This window comes from Aquipuribacter hungaricus (assembly GCF_037860755.1).
GTDB classification, from domain to species: Bacteria; Actinomycetota; Actinomycetes; order Actinomycetales; family JBBAYJ01; genus Aquipuribacter; species Aquipuribacter hungaricus.
Genome location: NZ_JBBEOI010000193.1, coordinates 1 through 6,687, shown reverse-complemented (window position 1 = coordinate 6,687; position 6,687 = coordinate 1). Strand labels below are relative to the sequence as shown.

Sequence of the window (6,687 nt, the reverse complement as noted above, 5' to 3'; positions counted from 1 at the left end):
GCCGCGGTCAGCGCGACGGCGGCGGGCGCGGTGCGGCGGGCGCGCCGCCGCACGGGCAGCACACCGGGGGCGGCCAGGGGGCCGGCGGGTCGCGTGGTCATGGGGATCGGGCTCCGTCGTCGAGGGGACGAGAGGTCTATCGACCACGACGGGGGTCACCACGATCCGCCGCCCGGGCGAGCCCGGTCCGGGGTCCCCCGCCCCCCGCGGCGTCACCCTGCGTCGACCACCGGGTGGCGGACGCCGCCGCGCGGGGCGGGTGCGGCTCGTCCGGTAGGCTGCCGAGGTTGTCACGGCGAGGGACTGGCGTCCGTCATCGACGAGGCGCGCGGGTGATCGCGTCCTCCGGTGAGGGTTCGCGGACCCGGACCGCCGTGGCCAGCCGTGCCCGCACCGCCTGCCGTACCAGCCGAGGAGCTCCCCGTGTCGTCCCAGACCAGCCTGCCCGCCGAGACCCGTACCGAGTTCGGCAAGGGTGCCGCGCGCCGCCTCCGTCGTGCCGACAAGGTCCCCGCCGTCGTCTACGGCCACGGCGAGGCCCCGATCCACCTGTCCCTGCCGGGCCACCAGACCATGCTCGCCCTCAAGCACCGCAACACGGTGCTGAGCCTGGACGTGGACGGGGCGGAGCACCTCGCCCTGGCCAAGTTCGTCCAGCGCGACCCGATCCGCGGCACCATCGAGCACGTCGACTTCGTCACCGTCCGCCGCGGCGAGAAGATCCAGGTCGACATCTCCGTCCTCACCACGGGCGACCCGCAGACCGGCACGGTCGTCACCGTCGGCGTCCAGAGCATCGCCGTCCTCGCCGACGCGATGGACCTGCCCGAGAGCGTCCACGTGGACGTCACCGACGCCGAGGCCGGCTTCCACGTCCTCGTCGGCCAGCTCGAGCTGCCCGCGGGCGTCGAGCTCGTCACGGACCCGGAGCTCGTCGCCGTGGCCGTCGCCGAGACCCACCTCGCCGAGGAGGTCGAGGCCGCCGAGCTCGAGGTCGGCGCCGGTGCTGCCACGGCCGCCGCCGAGGCGGAGGAGGCCGAGCAGGCCGAGGCCGAGGCCACCGCGGCCGAGGGCGACGTCGTGCCGGAGACCTCCGACGAGGCCCCGTCCGACCAGTCCTGACCCAGCACCACCGGCTCCATCCCGCGCCACCAGCACCCCGCACCCGCACGACGAGACGACCGGTCGCCGCAGCCGCGGCGGCCGGTCGCTCGCACGTCAGCAGGACGCCAGGACCGGCACCGGTCGCCAGCCGCACGGCACGACAGCCCGGGAGGACCACGTGAGCGAGGGCCCCTGGCTCGTCGTCGGCCTCGGCAACCCCGGCCCCCGCTACGCCGGCACCCGCCACAACATCGGCCAGGTGGTCGTCGACCACCTCGCCGGCGGGCAGGCCTTCAAGGCCGGCAAGCACCAGGCCGCGGTCTGCCAGACCCGCCTCGGCACCGGTCCGGGCGGTGCCCCCGGTCCCACGGTGGTCCTCGCCAAGCCGACGACCTACATGAACGAGTCCGGGGGACCGGTCGCCGGCCTCGCCCGGTACTTCGGCGTCGATCCCGCGCAGGTCGTCGTCGTCCACGACGAGCTCGACATCGACCTCGGCCGCGTCCGGCTCAAGCGGGGCGGCGGCGAGGGCGGGCACAACGGCCTCCGCTCGGTGTCCCAGTCGCTCGGCACCCGCGACTACGTCCGCGTGCGGTGCGGCATCGGCCGCCCGCCCGGCCGCCAGGACCCCGCCGACTTCGTCCTCACGGGCTTCGGGAGGCGCGAGCAGAGCGAGGCCGAGCTGATCGTGGTCGACGCGGCCGAGGCCGTCGAGCTGGTCGTCTCCGAGGGCCTCGACGCCGCGCAGCTGCGGGTCCACAGCCGAGGCTAGGCCGGAGGCGTCGTCGTCACGGCCAGGCGGCCAGGACGAGGACCGGTCACCGCCCGCGCCGGTATCGTCACCGGCATGGAGCCGACCCCCGCCGCGCCCGTGACGACCCCGGCCGACGGGACTGCCCACCGCTTCTTCGTCTGCTTCGACCGCGGCGCGGACCCGGTCGCGTGGGACCCGTACGACCCGACCGACCTGCCGCGCGCGGACTGCGCCTACCTCGGTGCCGTGGTCCGGTCGGTGCTCGAGGGCTGGGAGGGCCGGCCGCTGACGTTCTACGTCACCCAGGACCCGCGGTGGCTGCCCACGGTCGGCGACGACGTCGTGGCCTTCCTGCTCAACGACGCCTGGTTCCGCCGCCCGAGCTACCTCGGTGCCGTGCTGGCCGTGGCGCGGCAGTCCTCCGGCACGCCGTGGTTCCCCGTCCACACGCTCTGGCCGCTGCGCCCGCTGTCGCTGGCCGCCCTCGGCAACCACCTGCGCATCCTCGCCACCCGTGCCCGGTTCCACCGTGACGCCGAGGCCGACGCGACCGCCGCCGGCTGGCCGAGCCCCCGCACGGGCGCCCTCGTCGACATCCCGCTCGGCTACCACAAGCAGCCCGAGCTGCCCCTGGTGCCGTTCGCCGAGCGCGGCACCGACGTGTACTTCGGCGGCAGCGTCGTCCACGACACCTCGCGCGGGGCCCGGTGGAAGCGCGTCGGCAAGAAGTACCTGGGCAACCCCAAGTCGCTGTACCGCAACGCCATGGTGGCCGCGCTCGAGCGCTGGTCGGCCGCGCACCCGGAGCGCATCGTGCGGCTCACCCTCACCGGGGACTTCCACAGCGTCGACCAGGCCGCGGCCTCGTCCTACGGCGACCACATGATGGACTGCCGGGTCGCGCTCGCCCCCCGGGGCACCTCGCTGGAGAGCTACCGGGTCTTCGAGGGCTGGCGCTACGGCTGCGTGGTCGTCGCCGACGCCGCCGGCCCGCAGCCGTTCTACTCCGGCGCCCCGCTGGTCCTCGTGCGCTCCTGGGACGACCTGGACGACGTGCTCGACGGCCTGTTCGCCGACCCGGGCCGGATGCAGCGGCTGTCGGACGCCTCGCTCGCGTGGTGGCGCGACGTCTGCTCCGGCGAGGCCGTCGGGCGGGTCCTCGGACGACGGCTGCGGGAGCTCACCGCCGCGTAGCCCGTCCGGGCCGCAGCACCCCGCTCTCGAGCGGCCTCCGGTGGGCTGCTGTGCGCTCGTGGCACCACGCGACCGCCGACCCGTGGCGGGACGTGGTCGGCGGGCCGCCGTGCGCTGCCGCGGACGCGGTGGGACCGCCCGTCGCGGGGCGTCACCCGGTCGGCCCAGCCGCTGCTGCGACCGGGCGGGGCCACCCGGGTGGCCTCCGGTCACGGCGCGTGCGGACGTCCCCCGGACGTCCCAGCACCTGCTCCAAAACCCCCCGGCGGCCAGGGAGCGCGTCCTACGCTCGGTCCAGGTCAGGCAGGGCGTGAGGTGTCCCCGCCCTCGGGTGCGACAACGTTGGAGGTCCCTGTGCGCAGCCACGACCGAGGGCGTCACCACCGCCGGCACCAGGTCCCGCCGACGCCCGCGAGCCGTCGTGGGGCGGCCGTCCGGTGAGCGTCGAGGAACGCGAGGCGCCGGTCCAGTCCGACCGTCGCCGGCCGGTCGCCGGCGTCCGCACCTCCTGGGCCTCCAGCGACCCGTTCGTCCGCTCCGGCGCCGACGGCCCGGACGCCCGTCCCGTCGCGCCGCTGGACGGCCCGCTCCCGCGCTCCTCCTGGGAGCGGTCGCTGCTGCGCATCGTGGTCGCCGCCGACCTGCTGGGCGCGGCCGCCGTCGGCGGGATCACCGCCGCGTCGCTCCGCCTGGACCCGGTGACGTGCCTGCTGCTGGCCCTGGTCTCGGCCGCCGCGTGGTCCCTGGTCCTCCTGCTCCACGGCGCCTACCGGGTGCGCCACCTCGGCTCCGGTCCCGAGGAGTTCCAGGCCGTCATGCGGGTCGCGGTGACCCTCATCGCCGTCCTCGGGCTCACGGCCTACGCCACGCAGACCCTGCTGCCCCGCCGCTGGGTGCTCGTCGCGATCCCGGTGCTCGCCCTGGTGACGAGCCTGGTCCGCTACGGCGTCCGGACCGTCCTGCAGCGGGAGCGGGCGCGCGGCCGGGCCATGCTGCGCACGCTCGTCGTGGGCAGCCACACCCAGGCCACGCCGGTCGCGGCCGACCTCGCCCGCCAGCCCTCCTACGGCTACCACGTCGTCGGCATCTGCCCGCCGGCGCTGGGCCGCTCGCCCCAGGCAGGCGGCCTGCCGGTGCTGGGGACCGTGAGCGACATCGCGCAGGTGGTCCACGACCACCGCATCGACGTCGTCATCGTCACCGGGTCCTCGCTGTCCGGCCCGGCCCTGCGGCGGCTGTCGTGGGCGCTCGAGCACGCCGGCGCGGACCTGGTCGTCGCTCCCGGCCTCGTCGAGGTCGGCGGGCCCCACGTGAGCCTGCGGCCGACCGCCGGCCTGTCCCTGGTGCACGTCGAGCGTCCCAGCCGCCACCTGGGCCGCGGCCTGGGCAAGGCCGTCCTCGACCGGACCCTCGGCGCGGCCCTGCTCACGGCGGCCGCGCTGCCGCTGGCCGTGTGCGCGCTCGCCGTCGTGCTCACCAGCCCCGGGCCGGCGTTCTTCCGGCAGACCCGGGCCGGCCTCGACGGGCGTCCCTTCACCATGTGGAAGCTGCGCTCGATGGTGGTCGACGCCGAGGCCCGCCGCGAGCACCTGCTCGGCGACAGCGACCGCGACGGCCTCATGTTCAAGATGCACGCCGACCCGCGCATCACCCGCGTCGGGCGCGTGCTGCGCCGCTTCTCCCTGGACGAGCTGCCGCAGCTGTGGAACGTCGTCGCCGGCGACATGTCGCTGGTGGGCCCGCGCCCGCCGCTCATGAGCGAGTTCGAGCAGTACCACGACGCCGTCAACCGGCGCCTGCGCGTCAAGCCGGGCCTGACGGGCCTGTGGCAGGTGAGCGGACGCGCCGACCTCAGCTGGGAGGCCTCCGTCAACCTGGACCTGCGCTACGTCGACAACTGGTCCCTGGCCATGGACCTGCTCATCCTCTGGCGCACGTTCCGCGTGGTCGTGCGCGGGTCCGGGGCGTACTGACCCGACCGCTCGCCCCGGGGGCTGCGCTGGTCGCTCGCGCGGGGCTCCTTGTCGACGTGGGCCTGCGGGTGTCCCTCGGCGGGCTGGCCACCACCGACCACCGCGGTCCGGCCTGAGCGCCGGGACCGGTCGCCTGGGTCGACAGGCCGGGGACCGGGCGAGCGGTCACTGGTGACCCTCTGACCGGCGTGCCGCGCTGCCCGCTCACCAGGGGCGAGCGCCAGTCCGGCGCCGGAGCCTGGGCGGCCCGCACGCGACTGTCGGTCCGGGGGCGCGAGCGTCCGGCCCGGGAGCGGTCGGCTGGTCCGTAGCCGTGAGAGGTCACTGGTGACGGTCGGACCGGCGCGTCCCGGTCACCAGTGACCTCTCGCTGCCCGGCCACCTCGGCACGGCGCGTGAGCGGTCCATGACGCCAGGACCGGCGCGTCCGCGTCACCAGCGAGCTCTCGCTGACCAGGCTGCCTCGGCACGGTCGCGAGCTATCACTGGTGACGCCGAGCCCTGACGGGTAGGTCACGTGACCGTGGTGCCGGCCCCGCCGCCCGAGCTCGTGAGAGGTGCCTTGTGACGGCCGGACCCGGCGTGTCGCCGTCACCAGGCGACTCTCGCCAGGCGTGCCGCCCCCCAGGGTCCTGGGCGGTGGCTGGCGACGCTCGGGCCGTCAGGCCTCCCGTGACCGCGAGCCGGCCCACGCTCGTGGGGAGCTCGCGAGAGGTCACTGGTGACCGCCAGACCGGCGTGCCGCGGTCACCACTGACCGCTCGCCGTCCCCTGCCCCCGCCCCCCGGCACCCCCGCCCTACGCACAGCGGGCCCCGACCGGAAGTCCGGTCGGGGCCCGCTACGGGGGTGCGTGACGTCAGCGCTTGTAGATCCGCACGTAGTCGATGGCGAAGGTCGCCGGGAAGCGGGTCGCGGAGGTGGGGGCCGTGGCCCAGCTGCCGGCCTTGCCGACCTGGAAGTTCAGGCGGATGTTCCAGGTGCCGCCGAGCATCGGGCCGATCCACGGGTGCGTGCTGCGGAGCACGGAGAAGGACCGCACGCCGTCGACGTAGAAGTGGATGCCCTCGGACACGACCTCGACCGCGTACAGGTGGTAGCCGTCAGAAGGCTGGGCGTTGTTCGGCAGGAGGTAGTCCACGCCGGACTTGGCGCCGCCGCCCATGGTGTCCTCGTGGACGATGTGGTCGACGTTGCGGTGGGCGTTGGCCAGGTGGGGGTGCGGCGAGCCGTAGAACTCCGCGACGTCGATCTCGCCGCCGGTCTGGTTGCTGCGCAGCCAGAAGGCCGGCCAGAGGCCACCGCTGCTGTTCGCCTGGGTGGGGACCTTGGCGCGGATCTCCCAGCGCGTGCCGACGCCGAAGCTCTGCTTGCCGATGGTGTCGATGTAGCCGGAGGTGAACTCGCGCCCGCCGGCCGCCTCGCGCTTGGCGGTGATGGACAGGACCCCGTCCGCCTGGGTGACGTTGCGGGCGAGCAGGTACGACGCCTCGTTGGAGTTGCCGGCGTTGTTGCGGACGTTCCAGGCGCTCGTGTTGACGCTGCTGCCGGAGAACTCGTCGCTCCAGACCTGGGTCCAGCCGGCGGGGGCCGGGGCCGGGGCCGGCGCGGGAGCCGGGGCGGGGGCGGGGGCAGGCGCCGGGGCGGGAGCGGGGGCGGGGGC

Annotated in this window: 5 protein-coding genes; 4 read left to right on the top strand and 1 reads right to left on the bottom strand. The window is 75.4% G+C overall.

The features are described 5' to 3' along the window. Positions 1-423 precede the first annotated feature (423 nt). The 4 genes from WCS02_RS15760 (at position 424) to WCS02_RS15745 (ending at position 5,025) form a co-directional block, all read left to right on the top strand. Entirely contained in the window at positions 424-1,122 is a 699-nt protein-coding gene (locus tag WCS02_RS15760) for a 50S ribosomal protein L25/general stress protein Ctc (RefSeq protein ID WP_340294945.1), read from the top strand. Between the two features lie 160 nt (positions 1,123-1,282). After that, positions 1,283-1,876: an aminoacyl-tRNA hydrolase gene (gene pth / locus WCS02_RS15755; RefSeq protein WP_340294943.1), complete on the top strand. Its 594-nt coding sequence runs from the start codon at positions 1,283-1,285 to the stop codon at positions 1,874-1,876. A gap of 75 nt (positions 1,877-1,951) precedes the next feature. Further along, the gene (locus WCS02_RS15750) at positions 1,952-3,052 is read left to right on the top strand and encodes a hypothetical protein (protein WP_340294941.1); all 1,101 of its coding nucleotides are present in this window, start codon (positions 1,952-1,954) and stop codon (positions 3,050-3,052) included. 437 nt (positions 3,053-3,489) lie between these two features. Next, on the top strand, positions 3,490-5,025 hold the full coding sequence (locus WCS02_RS15745; protein ID WP_340294939.1) for a sugar transferase: 1,536 nt from the start codon (positions 3,490-3,492) through the stop codon (positions 5,023-5,025). Positions 5,026-5,883: 858 nt separating this feature from the next. Here WCS02_RS15745 and WCS02_RS15740 read toward each other — a convergent pair. After that, positions 5,884-6,687 (bottom strand): glycoside hydrolase family 16 protein (locus WCS02_RS15740; RefSeq protein ID WP_340294938.1); only part of this gene is annotated, 804 nt, incomplete at its 5' end.

Bases quoted from the DNA above. Each gene is read 5' to 3' on its own strand.
- WCS02_RS15750 (WP_340294941.1), top strand. From the start codon at position 1,952: ATGGAGCCGACCCCCGCCGCGCCCGTGACGACCCCGGCCGACGGGACT.